Origin of the sequence: Paracoccus alcaliphilus, from assembly GCF_028553725.1 — a bacterium.
Classification (GTDB): domain Bacteria; phylum Pseudomonadota; class Alphaproteobacteria; order Rhodobacterales; family Rhodobacteraceae; genus Paracoccus; species Paracoccus alcaliphilus.
The window spans coordinates 2,584,610-2,601,980 of record NZ_CP067124.1; the positions used below are offsets into that span (position 1 = coordinate 2,584,610).

General features: G+C 65.3%; 15 protein-coding genes. 5 read left to right on the forward strand and 10 right to left on the reverse strand.

All coding sequences use genetic code 11. The features are described 5' to 3' along the window. Nucleotides 1-11: 11 nt before the first annotated feature. Together groL and JHW40_RS13360 are read right to left on the reverse strand one after the other, a co-directional pair. A complete protein-coding gene (gene groL / locus JHW40_RS13355; RefSeq protein WP_090614064.1) occupies nucleotides 12-1,658 on the reverse strand; it encodes a chaperonin GroEL in 1,647 nt (548 codons plus the stop codon). 44 nt (nucleotides 1,659-1,702) lie between these two features. Then, a complete protein-coding gene (locus JHW40_RS13360) occupies nucleotides 1,703-1,990 on the reverse strand; it encodes a co-chaperone GroES (protein ID WP_090614061.1) in 288 nt (95 codons plus the stop codon). A gap of 204 nt (nucleotides 1,991-2,194) precedes the next feature. Between JHW40_RS13360 and JHW40_RS13365 the strand changes: the two genes are divergently transcribed. Both JHW40_RS13365 and JHW40_RS13370 read left to right on the forward strand, forming a co-directional pair. Continuing rightward, complete coding sequence (locus JHW40_RS13365; RefSeq protein ID WP_090614059.1) at nucleotides 2,195-3,520, forward strand: glycosyltransferase family 4 protein; 1,326 nt, start codon at nucleotides 2,195-2,197, stop codon at nucleotides 3,518-3,520. Nucleotides 3,521-3,612: 92 nt separating this feature from the next. Further along, complete coding sequence (locus JHW40_RS13370; protein WP_244519256.1) at nucleotides 3,613-4,560, forward strand: TraB/GumN family protein; 948 nt, start codon at nucleotides 3,613-3,615, stop codon at nucleotides 4,558-4,560. An 18-nt stretch (nucleotides 4,561-4,578) separates the two neighbouring features. On the opposite strand, the gene JHW40_RS13375 is transcribed toward JHW40_RS13370, so the two are convergent. Next, nucleotides 4,579-7,638 carry a hypothetical protein gene (locus JHW40_RS13375; RefSeq protein WP_090614054.1) on the reverse strand — a complete coding sequence of 1,020 codons (3,060 nt, stop codon included), beginning with the start codon at nucleotides 7,636-7,638 and terminating at the stop codon, nucleotides 4,579-4,581. Nucleotides 7,639-7,840: 202 nt separating this feature from the next. On the opposite strand from JHW40_RS13375, the gene JHW40_RS13380 reads away from it, so the two are divergent. Further along, nucleotides 7,841-8,737, forward strand: a complete 897-nt coding sequence (locus JHW40_RS13380) for an SIMPL domain-containing protein (protein ID WP_090614052.1) — start codon at nucleotides 7,841-7,843, stop codon at nucleotides 8,735-8,737. A gap of 72 nt (nucleotides 8,738-8,809) precedes the next feature. Here the strand turns inward: JHW40_RS13380 and JHW40_RS13385 are convergent, their stop codons facing one another. The 3 genes from JHW40_RS13385 to JHW40_RS13395 all read right to left on the reverse strand — a co-directional run bounded on the left by JHW40_RS13385 (nucleotide 8,810) and on the right by JHW40_RS13395 (nucleotide 11,502). Continuing rightward, the gene (locus JHW40_RS13385) at nucleotides 8,810-10,108 is read right to left on the reverse strand and encodes an O-acetylhomoserine aminocarboxypropyltransferase/cysteine synthase family protein (RefSeq protein ID WP_090614049.1); all 1,299 of its coding nucleotides are present in this window, start codon (nucleotides 10,106-10,108) and stop codon (nucleotides 8,810-8,812) included. A gap of 84 nt (nucleotides 10,109-10,192) precedes the next feature. Then, entirely contained in the window at nucleotides 10,193-10,642 is a 450-nt protein-coding gene (locus tag JHW40_RS13390) for a GNAT family N-acetyltransferase (protein ID WP_090614047.1), read from the reverse strand. Beyond that, nucleotides 10,639-11,502 (reverse strand): AAA family ATPase, encoded by an 864-nt coding sequence (locus JHW40_RS13395; RefSeq protein WP_090614044.1) that lies wholly within the window; start codon nucleotides 11,500-11,502, stop codon nucleotides 10,639-10,641. Before JHW40_RS13395 ends, JHW40_RS13390 begins: the two co-directional genes overlap by 4 nt. Before the next feature lie 173 nt (nucleotides 11,503-11,675). Between JHW40_RS13395 and dksA the strand changes: the two genes are divergently transcribed. Together dksA and JHW40_RS13405 are read left to right on the forward strand one after the other, a co-directional pair. Then, nucleotides 11,676-12,098, forward strand: coding sequence for an RNA polymerase-binding protein DksA (gene dksA / locus JHW40_RS13400; RefSeq protein ID WP_090614041.1), 423 nt, complete (start codon nucleotides 11,676-11,678; stop codon nucleotides 12,096-12,098). A gap of 76 nt (nucleotides 12,099-12,174) precedes the next feature. Beyond that, nucleotides 12,175-13,332, forward strand: a complete 1,158-nt coding sequence (locus JHW40_RS13405; RefSeq protein ID WP_139208197.1) for an FAD-dependent oxidoreductase — start codon at nucleotides 12,175-12,177, stop codon at nucleotides 13,330-13,332. A 70-nt stretch (nucleotides 13,333-13,402) separates the two neighbouring features. On the opposite strand, the gene glmM is transcribed toward JHW40_RS13405, so the two are convergent. From glmM to JHW40_RS13425, 4 genes are read right to left on the reverse strand one after another with little or no spacing between them, the layout of a single operon-like run. Next, nucleotides 13,403-14,746, reverse strand: a complete 1,344-nt coding sequence (gene glmM / locus JHW40_RS13410) for a phosphoglucosamine mutase (RefSeq protein ID WP_090614035.1) — start codon at nucleotides 14,744-14,746, stop codon at nucleotides 13,403-13,405. Next, a complete protein-coding gene (folP, locus tag JHW40_RS13415) occupies nucleotides 14,743-15,726 on the reverse strand; it encodes a dihydropteroate synthase (RefSeq protein ID WP_090614033.1) in 984 nt (327 codons plus the stop codon). The genes glmM and folP overlap by 4 nt, the downstream gene beginning before the upstream one ends. Nucleotides 15,727-15,744: 18 nt before the next feature. Next, nucleotides 15,745-16,533, reverse strand: a complete 789-nt coding sequence (locus JHW40_RS13420) for a dihydroneopterin aldolase (protein WP_090614030.1) — start codon at nucleotides 16,531-16,533, stop codon at nucleotides 15,745-15,747. A gap of 50 nt (nucleotides 16,534-16,583) precedes the next feature. Then, nucleotides 16,584-17,222 (reverse strand): cell wall hydrolase, encoded by a 639-nt coding sequence (locus JHW40_RS13425; protein WP_090614028.1) that lies wholly within the window; start codon nucleotides 17,220-17,222, stop codon nucleotides 16,584-16,586. Nucleotides 17,223-17,371: the final 149 nt, after the last annotated feature.

Sequence of the window (17,371 nt, forward strand, 5' to 3'; positions counted from 1 at the left end):
GCAGCGGCTGATTACATCATGCCGCCCATGCCACCCATGCCGCCCATGTCGGGCATGCCGCCGCCGGCGCCTTTCGGCTCGGGCTTTTCGGCGATCATGGCTTCGGTGGTGATCAGCAGGCCAGCGATCGAGGCGGCATCTTCCAGCGCGGTGCGCACGACCTTGGCCGGGTCGATGACGCCGAATTTGAACATGTCGCCATATTCTTCGGTCTGCGCGTTGAAGCCGAAAGCCTTGTCGCTCGATTCACGGACCTTGCCCGCGACGACTGCACCGTCAACACCGGCGTTTTCGGCGATCTGGCGCAGCGGAGCCTCCAGCGCGCGGCGCACGATGGCGACACCCGCATCCTGATCCGAGTTCGCACCGCTCACGCCTTCCAGCGTCTTGGCGGCCTGAACCAGAGCGACGCCACCGCCGACGACGATGCCTTCCTGAACGGCCGCGCGGGTCGCGTTCAGCGCGTCATCGACACGGTCCTTGCGCTCTTTCACTTCGACTTCGGTATTGCCGCCGACGCGGATGACGGCAACGCCACCGGCCAGTTTCGCAACACGTTCCTGCAGCTTTTCACGGTCATAGTCCGAGGTGGTTTCCTCGATCTGCTGACGGATCTGCGCCACGCGGGCTTCGATCTCGGATTTCTCACCGGCGCCATCGACGATGGTGGTGTTGTCCTTGTTGATCGTGACCTTCTTGGCGGTGCCCAGCATGTCGATGGTGACGTTTTCCAGCTTCATGCCCAGATCTTCGCTGATGACCTGACCGCCGGTCAGGATCGCGATGTCCTGCAGCATGGCCTTGCGGCGATCGCCGAAGCCCGGAGCCTTGACGGCAGCGATTTTCAGACCGCCGCGCAGCTTGTTGACGACCAGCGTGGCCAGAGCCTCGCCTTCCACGTCCTCGGCGATGATCAGCAGCGGCTTTTGCGACTGGATCACGGCTTCCAGCAGCGGAACCATCGGCTGCAGCGAGGACAGTTTCTTCTCGTGCAGCAGGATATAGGCGTCTTCCAGATCCGCGATCATCTTGTCGGGATTGGTGACGAAATAGGGCGACAGATAGCCGCGGTCGAACTGCATGCCTTCGACCACATCGGTTTCGGTCTCGAGGCCCTTGTTCTCTTCGACGGTGATCACACCCTCGTTGCCGACCTTCTGCATGGCTTCGGCGATCTGCTGGCCGATGAAGGCCTCGCCATTGGCCGAGATGGTGCCGACCTGCGCCACTTCGGCGCTGTCGCTGACCGGACGCGAGGCGGCCTTGATGGCCTCGACGACCTTGGTGGTGGCCAGGTCGATGCCGCGCTTCAGATCCATCGGGTTCAGACCGGCGGCGACCGATTTCAGGCCTTCGCGGATGATGGCCTGGGCCAGAACGGTCGCGGTGGTGGTGCCGTCGCCGGCCTCGTCATTGGTGCGCGAAGCGACTTCGCGGACCATCTGGGCGCCCATGTTCTCGAACTTGTCGGTCAGCTCGATTTCCTTGGCGACCGAAACACCGTCCTTGGTGATGCGCGGGGCGCCGAAGGATTTGTCGATCACGACGTTGCGGCCTTTGGGGCCGAGGGTGACCTTGACGGCATCCGCAAGGACGTTCACGCCTTTCAGCATACGGTCGCGGGCGTCGGTGCTAAACTTGACTTCTTTCGCAGCCATTTGATTCTCCTGAATTTATCGTTGAAGGTGGCGTATTTCCGGGATCAGCTGATGATGCCCAGAATGTCGCTTTCCTTCATGATCAGCAGCTCTTCGCCATCGACGGTGACTTCGGTGCCCGACCATTTGCCGAACAGAACGCGGTCGCCTGCCTTGACGCTCGGCGCGATCAGTTCGCCCGAATCCTTGCGCGCACCTTCGCCGACCGAGATGATCTCGCCTTCGGCAGGTTTTTCTTTCGCGCTGTCGGGGATGATCAGGCCACCCTTGGTCTTTTCATCCGATTCGACGCGGCGAACCAGCACGCGGTCATGCAGCGGTTTGAATGCCATTTTCAGAACACTCCGGTGTTTCAGGTTGCAGTGTTGCGCTGTTGGCACTCACTCATGGTGAGTGCTAGCGACGGATATCTAGTCCTGCGATCAGGCGCTGTCAACAGGGCGGAAACACCGACAATTTTAAACAGATCGGATTCGCCCGACAGATGTCGCAATGCCATAGAGAAGCCGTTGCTTTGTGACAGGTTATGTTGGTCGATGCGCAAAATCAAAGCTCTGCTGATTGCCGAGGCCGCCAATCCGGAATGGGTATCGGTTCCGTTGGTTGGCTGGTCGCTTGCCACCGCGCTGAGGGAGGTGACGGATGTTCATATCGTGACCCAGTTGCGCAATCGCGACGCGTTCTTGCGCAGCGGTCTGGTGGAGGGGCGCGATTTTACCGCCATCGACACCGAAAGGGTGGCGGCGCCGCTGTGGCGGTTGGCGATGAAGCTGGGGGTGGGCAAGGGCGTCGGTTGGACAATGGCGCAAGCCCTTGCGTCGCTGGGATACGGTTATTTTGAACGTCTCGTCTGGCGCCGTTTTGGCGCTGAAATAAGGGCAGGTGAATATGATCTCGTGCATCGGATAACACCACTTTCTCCGGCAGTGAACAGCCCGCTGGCAAGCAAATGCCGTGCTGTGGGCGTGCCTTTCATACTGGGACCGATCAATGGTGGTGTTCCGTGGCCCAAAGGCTTTGCTCAAGAGCAGCGGCGCGAAAGAGAGATACTGTCATATTTCAGGGGCCTGTATCGCTATCGAAGAGCCAGGATGCGCATGCTGCGCTCTTGTGCCGCAATCATCTGCGGTTCGCATTCCGCACTGGCGGAGATACCTGAGAAATATGCCCGTAAAACCATCTATATGCCCGAGAACGGGATTGATCCTGCACGCTTCAATCTGATTTCTCGTCAGAATGGTGATCTGCCGTTGCGGGCATGCTTCATTGGTCGGCTGGTGCCTCTCAAAGGCGTCGATATGGCGATCCGGGCTGCGGCGCCTTTGCTTCGCGACAACAGGCTGACTCTGGATATCATAGGAGATGGTATTCAAGCGACTGAGCTACAAGCACTCGCGCAATCGATCGGTGTGGGACATGCGATCTGCTTTCATGGTTGGAAGGCGCATGCCGAGGTTCAGGAGATCGCATCTCGATCCCAGCTGCTGATCTTTCCGTCGATACGCGAATTCGGTGGTGGCGCAGTGCTTGAGGCGATGGCAATGGGGCTTGTTCCGATTGTGGTCAACTATGGCGGTCCGGGAGAACTGGTTGATCCGGCGACCGGCATTCGTATTCCGATCAGCGATCGTGAAAGGATCATCAAGGATTTACAGCAGGCGCTTCAGAAGATTTCGGAAGATCCGGAGATGTTACGTCCATTGGCTGCCGCAGCACGCGAGCGCGTGATGAATGAGTTCACATGGCAGGCCAAGGCTGCCCAGATGGTCCGAATCTGGCAGGCAGTTCTTGCGGGGCAGCCTTTCTCACAGCAGGACGCCGCGCAATCTCTCGGCCCTGTTGGCATGCCGCAAGGGTTGTGACAGTCTGAGGTCTACCAACCATCGGATTTGTCATGCGCTTTGTCTCTGCCGCCATATTCTGTCTCTTTTCCCTGCCGGTTGCTGCTGAATGCGTGGGTACCAATCTGATCGCCGAGATGCCCGTCGAAACGCAGGCGCGCATCGACGAGGCCGTGGCCGCTGTTCCCTTTCATCGCGGCAATCTGTGGCGCGCCACCAAGGACGATGCGGAAATCGTGCTGGTCGGCACCTATCACTTCGCCGATTTCCGGCATGACGCGATGATGCAGCGGCTGGCCGGGGCGCTGGACGATGCGGCGCTGCTCTATGTCGAGGCGGGGCCCGAGCAGGAGGCGCAGCTGACCGAGGCCCTGCAGAACGATCCCGAACTGATGTTCGACAGCAATGGCCCGACCCTGCCGGAACGACTGACAGAGGATGAATGGCAGCGCCTGTCCACGGCGATCGAGGCGCGCGGGGTGCCCGCCATCATCGCCTCGCGCATGCGGCCCTGGTATATCGCGCTGCTGGTTGGGATTTCGCCCTGCATGATGCAGCGCATGACCGAGAAAGGCGATCCCGGCGGACTGGACCGGATGCTGACCGCACGGGCGGAAGAGCTGGACATCCCCGTGCGCCCGCTGGAGCCTTGGGACACGGTGTTTTCGATCTTCGAGGATCTGACGCCGGATCAGGAAGAAGACATGATCCGCGCCAATCTGCCCGCCGCGGAATATGCCGATGACTATGCCGCGACCCTGACCGAGGCCTATTTTGATGCGGATGTCTGGCGGATCTGGGAATTCGCGCGCTTTGATGCCTATGAAACCTCGGGCCTGCCACACGAGATCGTGGATGAGCAGATGGATTTGGCCCGCGCCATGCTGATGGACCGGCGCAATCAGAGCTGGATCGAGCCGCTGACCACCGGCGCATTCGAGGCGGCCGAGGACGGCAAGGGCATCGTTGCGGGTTTTGGCGCGCTGCATCTGCCGGGGCAGCAGGGGGTGCTGCAACTGCTGAAAGATGACGGCTGGGAACTGGAGCGGCTGGACGGCTGATTCGCGCCGCCCTTTCGATCACTGCCCGTTCAGAACGCCAAGCGCGTGGCTTTGGCCGCCCTTGGTATAGGTGATGCGGCTGTCCTTGATCTCGGTGATGGTGCCGCCATTGATCTTGTCGCCGATGCGCAGGGTGACGACGCGCCCGTTCGACAGCCGCACCAGCGCCCGGCTGGCCTTGCCCGCGCCGATGGTGCCGATGATCTGGGTGCGGTTGATCTGGATCCCCCGGCTGACGGTTGCGGCTGCGGCGACCGAGGCCGGTGACTGGCCCTGCGGGATGGCGGCGGCGACCTCTGGTTCGTTCTCGGCCTCGGGCGGGGTGTAGTTCTGCTGGCGGGCGGCGGCGGCGCGGGCCTCGGCTTCGGCCTGCGCACGGGCGCGGGCTTCGGCCTGGGCGCGGGCCTGTGCCTCGGCCTGGGCATCCGCCTGCGCGCGGGCACGGGCGCGGGCCTCTGCCTGAGCCTGCAATTCGTCATCCTGACGGCGTTGCTCGGCCAGCGCGGCGGCCTCTTGCTGCGCGGTCGGCGTCGGGGCGCCGCGCACCGAATCCGGCGTCGCGGCCAGACTGGCCACCGGCGTTGCCGCTGCGGTTGCGGCAGGGGCGGCGGCGTTGCGGGCGCGACGGGGCGGCAGCGCAGATGAACGAAGCGCCGTCAAAGCGACGGCGCCTGATGGGGTCTGGTTTTCCGATACGGCCGATGCGATGGCATTATCGACCGCCGATCGGGCGAGGCTGGCATCTCCTCCTCCGCCTCCGCTGCGGTTGGCGATGCTGCCGGGGCGGGCCGTGGGTCGGGATGAATGCGCCGGGCTGGCCGCAGGTGCCGAGCTTGACGCGGGTTCTGCCGATGGGGTCGGGGGCGGCGTGTCCACGACCGCCGCGACCGAGGCGCGGGCGGCGGGACGTTGCGAGGTTGCCTCTTGCTGACTGTCGCGCAGGGCCTGTTGCGACGGTGCCGAAACCGCCACCGGGCGTCGGGCAGGACGGGCGTCGGCCAGCCGGATCATGGCACCACGCTCGGCTTCGGACAATCCGCTGACCCCGGCCTGAGCGGTCCGCAGATCACGCAGCAACTGCTGGATCTCCTGAAGCTCGGCGCGGCTGGGCGCAGCGTATTGAACCGGCTCGGACGCGCTGCCCTCCTCAAGCTGAGAGCTGCGGCTGGGGCGGGCAGGCGGGCGCGATGAACTGCGGACGGCGGGGTTCGCTGCCGCCGGTGCCGGCGGGGCGGCTGCCGGCGTTGCCGGTTGCGCTGCGGGGGCAGGCGCGGGTTCGGGCGTTGCCGCCGCACTGCGGGCCGGGCGTGCTGCCGGACGGGCGGCGGTGACGGCGGGAGGCTCGGCCTGCGAACGCTGCGCATAGGGTTGCGGATTGGCTGGGACCGCCGGGGCAGGGTCCGCCGCAGCGGGTTGGGCGGTGCGGACGGGTGCCGAACGCGGTCGCGCCGAACTGCTGAGACCCGCCGCCGAAGCCGCCGAGGTCGATGCGGGCGCAGGCGCGGCAGAAGGCGTCGCAGAAGGCGTCGCAGCGGGCGCCGTCGCTGCCGGACGGTTGGCCGGGGCAGCCGGGGGCGGGGCCGCCTGCGTCACCTGAGCCGCCGTTTCCGATGCGGCGCTGGGGGCGGCTGCGGTCGCGTCATTGGTCGTGGCGGACAGCGCCTCATTCAGCGCGGCGGTCAGGGCATCATCCTCGGCACCGGCAGGGGCGGTGGCAAGCGGGGTTTCGGCGGGGGCGGTCACACCGTCCAGCACGGTCTCGATGGCCTCGGAGGCGGGCGGCAACGCGGTATCGGTGGCCGTCGCGATGCCTTCGACAGCATCCGAGGGCAGAACCTGATCCGATGCGGGGGGCGTTTCGGCCTGCACGGTCTCGGACGGTGGCAGAAGCGCATCGGCCTCGGGCGCCAGCGCCTGATCGTCCATATCGGCAAGGCTGCCATCGTCGATTTCGGGATCAACGGCGGCGGTATCGACAGGGGCCGTATCAACCGGCGCGGCATCCTCGGGCTGAGACTGGGCGATCTCGGTCGGGTTACTGCCGCCGAACAGCCACAGAATCACGACCAACGCCAACACCAGTGCCGCCAGCATCGAGCCGAACGGGCCGGGACGAAATGCCGCCAGCCGTTCCAGCAGCGCGGGGGCGGCATCCTCATCCGCCGGGGCGGCGGCTGCGCGCTGGGTGCGGGCCTCGGCGGCGCGGGTATGGACGGCCTTTGCCCGGTCGCTCAGCCGGGCGCGGTCGGGCGTCGGGGCCTTGACGTCGCCGTGGCGGATCACGGCCGCAACGGGGGCGGGTTCTGCCGGGGCTTCGGGCTGCGGTTCGGTCGCTGTCTCGGGTTCCGGCGCTTCGTCAATGACAGGCGCGGCCACCGGGGCTGGGGCAGGCTCGGGCTCGGGCGTGGAATCCGGCACCACATGCGGCGTGATACGGGAAATCACCGGCGGCGTTGCCTCTGCCCTGTCGGCGGCGGGGCGTTCTTCGACGGGGGCGGTGATCTGTTCGGCCGTCACCCCGGCCAGCAGCAACTCGCTTTCGCTGAACGGGCCGCGCGAGGGCTTCTGCTGGCTCAGCCTGCTGGCGCCGAAATCGGGCTGACCGTCGAAACGCTCATCCTCGGGCCGGGCGATAAAGCCGGTCGGGCGGAACCCCTGCGAGACGGCGAAATCCTCGGCCTCTTCCAATGTGCGGCGGGCGACGGCGGCGACGCGCAGACTGTCGGGATCGCCACCTTCGGCCAGACACCAATCATAGGACAGATCATCGGCGGCATAGGGCGTGATCCGCTCCAGCGCGCGGCCGATCTCGGCGCTGATGTCGGAATTCGCCGGCACCGTCAGGGTGATGTAAAGGACCTGATCGTCGGGAATGATCAGCACGGTGTCGAGGTCGTTTTCCGCCGCCGTCCCGTCATCCAGCACCACCTCGCGCAGCGCGTTCAGCCGGGCGGACAGATCCCCGCCCGAGAACTGCGCCTGACCCAGCGGATGCCAGTCATGTCCCTGCCGTCGTTCCAGCAGGACTGCCTCATGCGTGAAGCTCATTGCGAATTCGGGTGCGGCGTGTTTGTTCATTTTGTCATTCGTCGCTCAGATGGCCATCGCGCGTCCCGTGTCGCGATGTGGTGGGAGTCCTTATCAACTACCGCAATTTCTTGTGTTAGGAAAGCGTATCTGGCGTATCTGTGATCGTATTTCGGTGAACATTTGACCGCCGCCGCCTGTTCTGGTCGCGTGGCGGGGCGTAAACCTGACCTTCCTGAATGAGGAGCAGAACATGAACCGAACTTCCCTGACCTTCCGGCGCGCGGCGCTGGCGATCCCTGCCGGGCTGGCAATGGCGCTGGCGGCGCCCGCATTCGCCGCGCCGGGCGGCGGGCATGGCATGGGCTGCGGCCCGATTCCACGGCTGTCCGTCACCGGGCAGGGCGAAAGCCGGATCGCCCCCGATCTGGCGGTGATCCAGCTGGGCGTCAGCACCCAGGCCGACAGTGCCGCCGCCGCGATGGAGCAGAACGCGGGTCAACAGACCGCCGTTATCGAGGCCCTGAACGACAGCGGCATCGAGTCGGACGAGATCCAGACCTCGGGCATCAACCTGAACCCGCTGGTCGATTACGATGAAGGGCGGGCGCCGCGTGTCACCGGCTATCAGGCGTCGAACATGGTCTCGGTGCGGGTGACCGAACTGGATCGTCTGGGCGAGGTTCTGGACGCCATCGTCGCGGCGGGGGCCAATGAGATCAGCGGCATCCATTTCCAGCGTGAGGACGGGCTGGCCGCCGAGGACGGCGCCCGCCGCGACGCGGTCGAGGATGCCCGCCACAAGGCCGGGATCATGGCCGAAGCCGCCGGGCTGGAACTGGGGCCGGTTCTGGTCATCCGCGACACGCCGCAGAATGGCGGCCCGCAGCCAATGATGATGCGCGCCGAGGCCGCCAGCGCCGCCCGCACCCCGGTCGAGCCCGGCCAGCTGTCGGTCACCGCGCAGGTTCAGGTCGATTATGCGCTGAAAGGCGACGGGTTCGATTGCGGCGCGCATCGCGGCAGGGGCAAGCTGCCCGAAGGCCATCCGCCGGTGCCGCAGGACGGCGCGGCGCAAGATGATGCGGCCCATGACCACGCAGCCCCCGACGATGCGGCGCCAGCGGATGAGGGCCAACCGGCCAACTGATCCGGCATCACCGCGTTCACGAAAAAGGGGGCGTTCGCGCCCCCTTTTGTCGTCCGCAGGAATGGCCCCGAGTCAGCCCTTTCCGACGGCGGCGGCCAGCGCCTGATCCAGATCGGCGATCAGGTCGGCGGGATCCTCGATCCCGATGGACAGGCGCACCAGTTCGGGGGCGGCGCCGGATGCGCGCTGCTGTTCCTCGGTCAGCTGGCTGTGGGTGGTCGAGGCCGAATGGATCACCAGCGACCGCGCATCGCCCAGATTGGCCACATGGCTGAACAGTTTCAGCGCATCGACCATCTTGACCGCCGCGTCATAGCCGCCCTTGATCTCGAAGGTGAACAGCGACCCGGCACCATCCGGATAAAGCCTCTTGGCGGTTTCATGCCACGGAGACGAGGGCAGCCCGGCATAGGTGACGCTGGTCACGCGCGGGTCCTGCTCCAGCCATTCCGCGACCTTCTGGGCGTTCTCGACATGGCGCGGGATGCGCAGACCAAGGGTTTCGATCCCCATCAGCGTGTAATGGGCGCCCTGCGGGTTCATGGTCATGCCCAGATCGCGCAACCCGATGGCAATGGAGTGGAAGGTGAAAGCCAGCTGGCCGAAGGTCTCGTGGAACTTCATCCCGTGATAGGCGGGCTCGGGTTCGCTGAGCGAGGGGAACTTGTCACTGGCGGACCAGTCGAAGCGGCCCGAGTCGATTATCGCGCCGCCGGTCACCGTGCCGTTGCCGGTCATGAACTTGGTCAGCGAATGGACGACCAGAGTCGCGCCCATCTCGATCGGGCGGCACAGCTTGGGCGTGGCCAGCGTATTGTCCACGATCAGCGGAATGCCCGCCTCATCCGCGATTTGCGCGACGGCGGGAATATCGGTGACATAGCCGCCCGGATTGCTGATCGATTCGCAGAAGATCGCGCGGGTGTCGTCGTCGATGGCGGCCCGCAGCGCGTCCAGATCGTCCAGATCGACGAATTTCGCCGACCAGCCGAAACGCCGGATCGTATGGCTGAACTGGGTGACTGTGCCGCCATAAAGCCGGGTCGAGGCGATGATGTTGCGCCCCGGTCCCATCAGCGGAAACAGCGCCATGATCTGCGCCGCATGTCCCGACGAACAGCAAACCGCGCCCGCGCCGCCCTCCAGCGCCGCGACCCGGTTCTGCAGGGCCGCCACCGTCGGGTTGGTCAGGCGGGAATAGATATATCCGACCTCTTGCAGGCCGAACAGCCGCGCCGCATGGGCGGCATCGCGGAACTGATAGGACGTGCTTTGATAGATCGGCACCTGCCGCGCCCCGGTCGCGGGATCGGGCCCGGTTCCGGCATGAACGGTCAGCGTGTCGAAAGACAGGGCGATGTCGTCGGTCATGTGAACTCCTCCTTGCTTGCCGGCAGAGTAGGGTTGTCCCGACCGGGGTTGCAACGAAGAAAGACGCCCCCCGGCCCGCAGCGGTCAGAACGGGCGGTTATAGCGGATGAAGGGCGTGTGCTCTCCCACCCGGTCATAGAGCATCCGACCGGCATAGTTGAATTCCTGCGTCAGCCAATAGACGCGCGGAACGCCCGCCGCATCGGCTGCGGCATAAACGCCCTCGATCAACGCGCGCCCGACGCCCTTGCCCCGCGCCTCGGCGGCGGTGAACAGGTCCTGCAAATAGCAGGTGCCCTCGGGATACCACATATGCGGATGGAACAGGTAATGCGCGACCCCGACCAGCGTGCCATCGACCTCGGCCACCAGCGCCTTGTAATCGCCCGCATCACCCGACATCAGCCGCTGGAAACATTGATCGAAAAAACTCTGCGGCAGATCCGGGCGGTGATAGAACCGGTGATAGTCGTCATAAAGCGCCTGCCAGCCCTGCCTGTCGCCCGTCTCCAGCGGCCGGATGATCGGGATCATCGCTGCCTCCGCGCCATGAAGGCCAGCTTTTCGAACAGTGCCACGTCCTGCTCGTTCTTCAGCAGCGCGCCATGCAGCCGGGGCAGCATCTGCGAGGGCTCGCGCCGCAGGTCCTCGGGCGACAGATCCTCGGCCAGCAGCAGTTTCAGCCAGTCCAGCAACTCGCTGGTCGAGGGCTTCTTCTTCAGCCCCGGCACCTCGCGCAGTTCAAGAAACTGGTTCAGCGCCTCATCCAGCAGGCGCGGCTTCAGGCCGGGATAGTGGACATCGACGATGGCCCTCAGGGTTTCGGCATCGGGGAATCGGATGAAGTGGAAGAAACAGCGGCGCAGGAAGGCGTCGGGCAGTTCCTTTTCATTGTTCGAGGTGATGATGACCACGGGGCGGTGCTTCGCGCGGATCGTCTGGCCGGTCTCGTAAACGTGAAACTCCATCCGATCCAGTTCCTGCAACAGATCGTTGGGGAATTCGATATCGGCCTTGTCCACCTCGTCGATCAGCAGCACCACCTTGGCATCGGCCTCGAAGGCCTGCCACAGCTTGCCCTTGCGGAGGTAATTGCCCACGTCATGGACCCGCGCATCGCCCAACTGGCTGTCGCGCAAACGCGACACGGCGTCATATTCATACAGCCCCTGCTGGGCCTTGGTCGTCGATTTCACGTTCCATTCGATGATCGGCAGATCCAGCGCCTGCGCCACCTGCCGCGCCAGTTCGGTCTTGCCGGTGCCCGGCTCTCCCTTGACCAGCAGCGGACGTTCCAGCGTGACGGCGGCATTGACGGCCATCGACAGATCGGGCGGCGCGACATAGCGATCGGTGCCCGTGAACCGGCCGGTGATTTGCCCCGTGAACTGCATCGAATATCCCCTTTCGCGTGAAACGATTGCCCGGATTTGCCCTCACGCGGGCATTTCCACCCGATTGCGGACAAATAGACGTCTTTCCGCTAGTGACAAGCACAACCGCATACTTTAATGGGGCGCGCAAGGTGCCGGATTTCCAGACCCCGCCCGGCGCCGCCGGAGGACAAATGAAAGCCCAGACCTTTCTCCCGCAAGATTACCGTCCCGCCGAAGACGAACCCTTCATGAACGAGCGTCAGCTCGAATATTTCCGCCGTAAGCTGGAAGCCTGGAAACAGGAATTGCTGGACCAATCGGCGGAAACTCTTGAAGGCTTGCAGGAAAGCGCCCGCAGTGTTCCCGATCTGGCCGACCGTGCCAGCGAGGAAACCGACCGGGCGTTGGAACTACGCACCCGTGACCGCCAGCGCAAGCTGGTCAGCAAGATCGACGCCGCCTTGCGTCGCATCGAGACGGGTGAATACGGCTATTGCGAAATGACCGGAGAGCCGATCAGCCTCAAACGGCTGGACGCGCGCCCCATCGCGATCATGACGCTGGAGGCGCAGGAACGCCACGAACGCCGCGAAAGGGTGCATCGCGACGACTGATCCAGCCTGCGGTCCCGCATGGTCGGGACCGATGACGACTCCGCCCGCCGGTCAACCTTGATCCGGCGGGTTGTTCATGACGGAACGGCAAAAAAAGGGCAGGGGCGCAATGGGCAGCTTGCAGGATCGGCAGATCGCCATCATCGGCGGCGGCGTCGCGGGCCTGACCGCCGCATTGGCTCTCAGCCGACGCGGCGCCCGCGTCACGCTGCATGAACGCGCCCCCGCCATCACCGAGGTCGGCGCCGGGTTGCAACTGTCGCCCAATGCCATGCGGGTGCTGGATGCGCTGGGACTGGGTCCCGAACTGGCCAGGATCTCGCTGCGCAGCCACGCGGTGGAGCTTCGCAACATGCAAGGCGCGCGCGTGCTGCGTCTGGACATGCTGGCACACCGGCCCAATGCCGAATTCCGCCTGATCCACCGCGCAAGGCTGATCGACTGCCTTGCCGGTGCCGTGCAGGCTGCAGGCGTCACCCTGCGGCTGGGCAGCGACATCCAGACCCCGCCGGAGGCCGATCTGACCATCGGCGCCGATGGGTTGCGCAGCCGGATGCGGCAGATCCTGAACGGCCGCGAGGCGCCGTTCTTCACCCATCAGACCGCATGGCGCACCGTCATCCCTGATCGCGATGCAACACCTTGCGCGCAGGTCTTCATGGGGCCGGGCCGCCATCTGGTCAGCTATCCGCTGGCCGGCGGCCTGCGCAACATCGTCGCCGTGATGGAGCGCAATGCCTGGCAAGAGGAAGGCTGGTCGCATCAGGACGACCCGGCCAATCTGCGCGCCGCCTTCGCGGATTTCCGTGGGCCGGTGCCGCACTGGCTCGATGCCGTCGAGCAGGTCCATATCTGGGGTCTTTTCCGCCACGAGGTCGCACGCAACTGGCAAAACGGCCATCTGGTGCTGATCGGCGATGCCGCCCATCCGACGCTGCCCTTCATGGCGCAAGGCGCGGTGATGGCGATCGAGGACGCCTGGCATCTCGCCGCCTGCCTCGACGCCATCCCGGATCAACCACAGGCCCTGTCCCGGTTCGAGGCCTCACGTCGCGACCGCACCACCCGCATCGTCGCCGCCGCCAATGCGAATGCCCGCAATTATCACCTGACCGGCCTGCGCCGCCTGATCGGTCACAGCGCCCTCAGACTCGCCGACCGCCTCGCCCCCAAACTCGCCCTGTCGCGCTTCGACTGGCTCTACGATCACGACCCGACCAGCGAAGAACCCTGATCCCTCGCACTCCTTATAAATACCTCGGGGGTGTGGGGGCAGCGCCCCCACCTTCGCGGGACGCAATCCCTCAGGCCGCCTGTTCCACCGCCGCGACGATCCCGTCCACGACCTCACGCAATGTGGTCTCATCCTCGGCTTCGGCCATGACCCGGATCAGCGGCTCGGTGCCGGATTTGCGGATCAGCACCCGGCCCGTTCCGGCCAGCCGGATCTCGGCATCGGAAATCGCCAGTTGAACCTGCGCGGCGGACAGCGGGTCCGAGCCGCTGGCATAGCGCACGTTCTTCAGCAATTGCGGCACCGGTTCGAACTGGGCGGCAAGCTGGCTGGCGGCCATGCCGCTGTCGGTCAGCGCGGCAAGGAACTGCATTGCGGCAATCAGCCCGTCGCCGGTGGTGGCGTAATCGGTCATCACGATATGGCCCGACTGCTCGCCGCCCAGATTGAAGCCCTTTTCGCGCATTCGCTCGACGACATAGCGGTCGCCCACCGCCGTCCGCTCCAGCCGCAGCCCATGCCCGCCCAGATAACGCTCCAGCCCCAGATTGGACATCACCGTGGCCACCAGCGCGCCGCCGCGCAGCCGCCCCTGATCGGCCCACCGGCTGGCCAGCAGCGCCATGATCTGATCGCCATCGGCCAGCTGGCCCTTTTCGTCGATGATCGCCACCCGATCGGCATCGCCGTCCAGACTGATCCCCAGATCCGCGCCATGTCGCAGCACTGCCGCCGCGCAGGCCTCGGGATGGGTCGAACCCACGCCCTCGTTGATGTTGAACCCGTCCGGCTCGACGCCCACGGGGATCACATCGGCGCCCAACTCCCACAGCACCTCAGGCGCGGCGCGATAGGCGGCGCCGTTGGCACAATCCACCACCACCTTCAGCCCGTCCAGCCGCTGACCCGCCGGGAAGGTGGTCTTGGCATATTCGACATAGCGCCCGCGCCCGTCGTCGATCCGCTTGGCGCGACCGATATTCTGCGGCTGGGCGGGGGTGATCTCGCCGGTGACGATGCGTTCGATCTCGATCTCGGCCTCGTCCGACAGCTTGAAGCCGTCGGGGCCGAAGAACTTGATGCCGTTATCCTCGGCCGGGTTGTGGCTGGCCGAGATCATGATCCCCAGATCGGCCCGCATCGAGCGCGTCAGATAGCCCACCGCAGGCGTCGGCACCGGCCCCAGCAGCAGCACGTTCATGCCCGTAGAGGTCAGCCCCGCCGTCAGCGCGTTTTCCAGCATATAGCCCGACAGGCGCGTATCCTTGCCGATCACCACGCGATGTCCGTTGCGCCCGTCGCGCCGGAAATAGCGGCCTGCCGCCGCGCCAAGCCGCAGCGCCATCTCGGCCGTCATGGGATGGCTGTTCGCGCGGCCGCGAACGCCGTCGGTTCCAAAAAGCTTTCTGCTCACTTGCCTGATCCTTCACTCAAAACCTGCCACAACCGGATCCCCTGCGTGATCTCTGCCACGTCATGCACCCGATGTATCTGTATTCCCTGCGCAATTGCCGCAAGCGTCAGCGCCAGCGTTCCCGGCCCGCGTTCGGCGGCTGTCCTCGCTCCGCCGATGGTGCCGATGAAAGCCTTGCGCGACACGCCCAGAAGAATAGCGCAACCCAGCCCATGATACAGGGAAATCCGCCGCAGGATGGCCAGATTATGCTCAAGCGTCTTGCCAAAGCCGATTCCCGGATCGACGATGATGCGGTCGCGCGTGATCCCCGCAGCCTCGGCCCGCGCGATCCGCGCCGCCAGCGCGTCATAGACATCCAGCAGCACGTCGTCATAACGCGGATCGTCCTGCATATCCGCAGGCAACCCCTGGGCATGCATCAGGCAAACGGGTGCCGCGTGGTGGGCCACCATACCGGGCATGCCGGGGTCGAAATCAAAACCCGAGACGTCATTGACCATCCCCGCCCCGGCCTTCAGCGCGGCATCGGCAACGGCGGCCTTGCGCGTATCGGCCGAGACCGGCACCGGCCCAGCCGCCGCGATCACCGGCAGGATACGGGCGACTTCTTCGGCCGGGGGGATTTCCTGCGCGCCGGGGCGGGTGGATTCGCCGCCGATATCCAGCATCTCGGCCCCCGCCGCGATCTGGGCGGCGGCATGGGCGGCAGGATCATAGCTGCCGCCATCCGAAAAGCTGTCCGGTGTCGCGTTCACGATGCCCATGATCCGGGGACGATCCATGGACAGGCCCAGAATATCGGCCCTTGGCGCGGTCAGCGCCCGGATGACGTAATCGGGCGCGGCATCGCTCAGCTCGGGCGCGGCGCCACGGCGCAGCAGCTCGAATTGCGAAAATCCGACCGGACCGCCCGCCAGCCGCCAGCGGCCACCCGACAAAAGCGGCAGGGGACGATAATAGATTTCGGAATCCGTCATGCCCGGTCCTCGAATGATTTAGCCAAGGGTACGGCGGACCGGGACCGGCTGGTCCGCGGGCAGGTCCGGCATCGCCTCGTCCGCAGGCAGGGCCAGCAAAACCTCGCGCGCATCAAGGCGGCGGGCCAGCCAGAGCGCAAGGCCGAACGGATCGACCCCGGCCCCGGAATCGTCGGCAGCCAGCCGGGCAGGGGCCCAGACCACCGGATGACCGGCAAGAATTGCGTGTTCCAGCTCGGTCCGGCTTTCGGCGACTCTCAGCCCCAGATCGCCCGCCAGCGCCCATGCCGCCTGATCCAGCGCCAGCAGCGCGATGCGCCGCTGATCGCCGCCCGGGGGCAAGGGCAGGCCGGGCGCCGGGGGCACGATCACCACCGGGCCAGCGGGCGCCGGGATCGCCGTCTTGTGCAGCAGAACCACGGCGCTGGCCCCGGAAGCGGTGGCCTCGACCCGACCCGTACTGCGGGTGATGGTGACGCCAAGCGCGAAGGGCCCCCGGTCCAGCTTTTCGACCGTGACCTGGATCCGCGCGGCGTTGGGATGGGCCAGAACCTCGGCGGCGATCTTCTCGGCCAGGGTCTCGACCAGATTGTAGCGCTGATCGGCAAGGGCGGTTTCCACGGCGCGGGTCAGCACGTCATAGGACAGGATCGCATCGACCTGATCGCCCACGCCGCTGACCGGCTGGGACAGATCGACGCTCAGGTTGAAACGCAGCCGCTGTTGGGTGCCGCGTTCGGACTGAAAGGCGCCGATCTCGGTCGAGACGATGTAATCGCGCAGGTGGATACGGTCAGGATGCTCCATATCCGCCATTCACAGCAAATTCGCCCGACAGGCAAGGGCGAAGGGCGGCCTCAGTTCGAGGCGACGCGCTGGCCGGTGCGATAGAAGATATGCGCGCCGATCTGAACGGTGCGCTGGAAGCGGTGCGACCATGCCGGACGCACGGCGGGGGTGTGGAAATAGGTCGCGCCATTGGTCAGGTTGCGCGGCGCGCCCGACAGCGCGGCCTCGGCAATCTGGCGGGCGCGCAGATAGGCGGCCTTGTTGCTGATCGCCTTGCGTCCCCCGATGGTATAGCTGAACTGCGCCGGCTGGTTGATTACCCCGCAGACGGTCGAGGGAAACTGGCGGCTGTCCACGCGGTTCAGAATCACCTCGGCCACGGCGGCCTGACCCTGCCGGCTTTCTCCGCGCGCCTCGTGGTAAACGGCCTCTGCCAGACAGTTCAGGTCATTGGCGCTGAAGCGGGGCGTATTGCGTGCAAGAAACAACTGTTCGGGTGCTGTTTTCACCTTCACAGGCTCGGAATCCGTATATAGAAGCGGTGCTGCGCGAGGCGATTCAGCAACCGTCGTCGCACCGCCCAGCAGCTTGGAACTGGACGAGAACAGCGATCCGTTGCCCCCCGCAACGGCGCTGGTGATGGTCAGGGTCGTAAGGGTGGCAGCACAAAAACATAAACGTGCAAGCCGTGGCAGCAGCTTGGTCATGGTCAATCCTGTTATACCGTTTTCCTTGACGGAACTTTAAGGTCGCCGCGACAGGAAACGGGTTTGCCGCCGCAGGGCTGGAAAAATGGATAAGATTATCCGCGCCCCTGTCGCCACCGCACATCCGCGCGAGGGGGGCGAAAGCCGAT